This window comes from Cyclobacterium sp. L-R, from assembly GCF_056859355.1.
In genome coordinates, this window is record NZ_JBSXOH010000012.1 from 1 (window position 1) to 2,947 (window position 2,947).

At 37.5% G+C, this 2,947-nt stretch carries 3 protein-coding genes and 2 pseudogenes; 4 read left to right on the forward strand and 1 reads right to left on the reverse strand.

From position 1 onward, the window contains the following. The first annotated feature begins 652 nt into the window (after positions 1 to 652). The 4 genes and pseudogenes from AC13EX_RS00650 to AC13EX_RS00665 all read left to right on the forward strand — a co-directional run. On the forward strand, positions 653 to 952 hold the full coding sequence (locus tag AC13EX_RS00650; RefSeq protein WP_482891149.1) for a hypothetical protein: 300 nt from the start codon (positions 653 to 655) through the stop codon (positions 950 to 952). 84 nt (positions 953 to 1,036) lie between these two features. Further along, the gene (locus AC13EX_RS00655) at positions 1,037 to 1,399 is read left to right on the forward strand and encodes a methylglyoxal synthase (RefSeq protein ID WP_048643179.1); all 363 of its coding nucleotides are present in this window, start codon (positions 1,037 to 1,039) and stop codon (positions 1,397 to 1,399) included. Positions 1,400 to 1,423: 24 nt separating this feature from the next. After that, entirely contained in the window at positions 1,424 to 2,416 is a 993-nt protein-coding gene (pfkA, locus tag AC13EX_RS00660) for a 6-phosphofructokinase (RefSeq protein ID WP_482891150.1), read from the forward strand. Between the two features lie 248 nt (positions 2,417 to 2,664). Further along, a pseudogene (locus AC13EX_RS00665) lies at positions 2,665 to 2,754 on the forward strand (IS66 family insertion sequence element accessory protein TnpA); the annotation flags it as partial. Here the strand turns inward: AC13EX_RS00665 and AC13EX_RS00670 are convergent. After that, positions 2,754 to 2,947: pseudogene (locus tag AC13EX_RS00670) on the reverse strand (hypothetical protein); the annotation flags it as partial. The pseudogenes AC13EX_RS00665 and AC13EX_RS00670 sit on opposite strands and share 1 nt — an antisense overlap.

Here is a 2,947-nt window from a genome sequence, read left to right on the forward strand (position 1 = left end):
TGGAAAAATATCTGATTATGCTTTCAAACTGTTGCTTCAACTTGAAATAATACGGCCCAACAGGTCAGTTCCTAGAATAAAAAGGTATACTGCCAGACCCAGTAATTTTATAACTTATAAACCTTAACTAAACGACATTGCCCGAAATATGCAATAGACAATCTATTACGTGCTGAAATCGCTATAAAATCAGCCACTTCGTTGCTGTTTTCAATTTCACCATAGCGGTGCTATGCTAAAATATTCAAACAGCCTGATTTTCTTGCGATTGCAACACTTCCCGTAAACACGGGACAGGCATCACCCCTGACCTTGTCAGGGCGGAGAAATTCTATTACATAATCCGGGTTTAACAATAAAAATTGAGGCCTTGTACCTTATGTATGTTTATTACCTTGTAGCTGTTGTAGCCTTCCCTATTTTTGGGGAAACCTAGAACCTGAGAAAATAGTTTTGTGTTTTATTGCATTAAATATTAGAACTTAGCCTTAGCCATTTATTTCTTGGTTTTTTCTGATTAGGGAAGCCTACTTTTGAAGGCGATGAATTGGCTAATTAGAATCCTATTGGATAATCTTGTTTTAATTAAGCCTATAACTTGTAGGCTTGACTAATATGTATTTATTTTGGCCATCTTTAAAAACGAAACACTATGGACCTATCAGAATTCAAGGCCAGCATTCAGAAAGGGCAAATTCCAGATTGCTTGACAGTATACCTGCATGCATTGTGGTTGGATGGTAAAGGGGACTGGAATAAGGCCCACTCATTAATAGATCATCTGGAGGATGCAGATGCCGCATTCTTGCATGCTTACCTTCACAGGAAAGAAGGAGATTTGGGAAATGCATCTTACTGGTACCGAAGAGCTGGTAAAACCAAACCGAACATAGGTTTAGTAGAAGAATGGGAACAAATGGTTTTGTACTTTTTAGAAAAAATGAAGGAATAAAGAACTTTATTTTTCTATAGGTAAACTTTTGTTTGCCTTTTTTATGTTACCCAATAATAGTGAAATTCAACATAGAATTAAATAATGAAAATAGCGTTAATTGCCCATGATGGGAAAAAAGCTGATATGGTCCATTTTATTGGTGGATCAAAACAAGCATTAGAAGGAATTACCCTTGTAGCGACAGGTACTACAGGTTCTCATATAGAAAAAGCAGGATTTGAAGTTGAAAAATTACTTTCGGGACCTTTAGGTGGGGATGCTCAAATAGGAGCAATGGTTGCTCAAAAAGAGTTGGATATGGTGATTTTCTTTAGGGATCCGTTAGGTAAACACCCTCATGAACCTGATGTGCAAATGTTAATGCGAATTTGTGATGTTCATAACGTTCCATTGGCAACCAACCTGGCCGCTGCTGAACTGATGATAAAATATTTCGAAAGATAATTAATGAATTTTTAGGATAATAACATGCAAGACCAACCTATTAACATAAAAAAAATCGGAGTACTAACCTCAGGAGGGGATGCTCCAGGTATGAATGCTGCCATTCGTGCCGTGGTACGTGCAGGATTTTATTATAATCTAGAGGTATATGGGATATACCGTGGCTATGAAGGGGTGATCAATGATGATATCAGAAAACTAGATAGCAGATCTATTGCGCATGTCCTAGAACGAGGTGGAACTTTTTTGAAATCAGCACGAAGTTTGGAATTCCGTACCCCTGAAGGTAGAAAAAAGGCATATGATAACCTCAAAAGCCATGGCATTGATGCCTTGGTAGTAATTGGGGGGGATGGCTCTCTTACTGGAGCACATTTATTTTATAAGGAATTTGGTATACCTGCTGTAGGCTTACCAGGTACTATTGACAATGATTTATTCGGAACAGATTTGACAATTGGTTTCGATACTGCTTGTAATACTGCCATTGAGGCAATTGATAAAATCAGGGATACAGCCACTTCCCATGATCGTTTGTTCTTTGTGGAAGTAATGGGTAGGGATGCTGGGTTTATAGCAATAAATGCAGGTATCGGTAGCGCTGCAGCTGCCATTCTTATTCCGGAGAAGAAATTCCCTGTTGAGAAATTAATAGACAGGCTGAAGTTTAGAGAGAAGGCAAAAAAGGAAAGTAATATTGTTATTGTAGCTGAAGGTGGAAAAAGTGGTGGGGCACAAGAAATCTCGGAGAAAGTCAAAAAAATATTACCATCCTACGATATTAAAGTAACTATTTTAGGCCATCTTCAACGCGGAGGTGCACCATCCTCCTTTGACCGGATTTTGGCAAGTAAATTAGGTGTGTCTGCTGTTGAGGGGCTTCTTCAGGGTAAATATGATGTAATGGTTGGTATAATTAATAATAAAATTGTTTATACCCCAATTAAAAGAGCCATTGTAGATGATAAAAAAGTAGACGAAGAAGATTTACGGATTGCAGGTATCTTATCTACCTGATTTTGGAAAAAATGCACTAATATTCGATATAGATAATTGTTTATTAGACATCATAACCTAGGGATAGGTGATTAATTTGATGAAGTAGTAGTTTTCGAAATGTAAAATTTACTGTCCTAATTTCTCATCTAGTCTCTTATAGGCAAAAAAGCCACTGAATTTCAGTGTATCCATCCGACAAACTACATCTTTTGCAAAAGCTAATCTGTTGCTAAACTTGTGTGATGAAAAGACAGACAGAAAGCAATATGCGTAAACTTTATCAAGAATCGTTATCCTCAGGGGTTAGCAGATCACAATTTTCCGATATGCATGGGATCGTTGGAACAACTTTTTATTATTGCACCAAAAAATTCAGCAGACAGGAAGAAGAAACAAATAATGGGAAAGCTTTGCAATTGCTGGACACTATTCCATCTGTTGGTCGAACGATCCCATGCATATGGGAAAATTCTGATCTGCTAAGCCCTGAGGATAACCATTCTTGATAAAGTTTACGCATATTGCTTTCTGTCTGTCTTTTCATGACAC

What these genes read in the sequence shown, in the direction of transcription:
- AC13EX_RS00655 (WP_048643179.1), top strand. Translation starts at nt 1,037, where the DNA reads ATGAAAATAGCGTTAATTGCCCATGATGGGAAAAAAGCTGATATGGTC.
- AC13EX_RS00650 (WP_482891149.1), top strand. Translation starts at nt 653, where the DNA reads ATGGACCTATCAGAATTCAAGGCCAGCATTCAGAAAGGGCAAATTCCA.
- pfkA (WP_482891150.1), top strand. Translation starts at nt 1,424, where the DNA reads ATGCAAGACCAACCTATTAACATAAAAAAAATCGGAGTACTAACCTCA.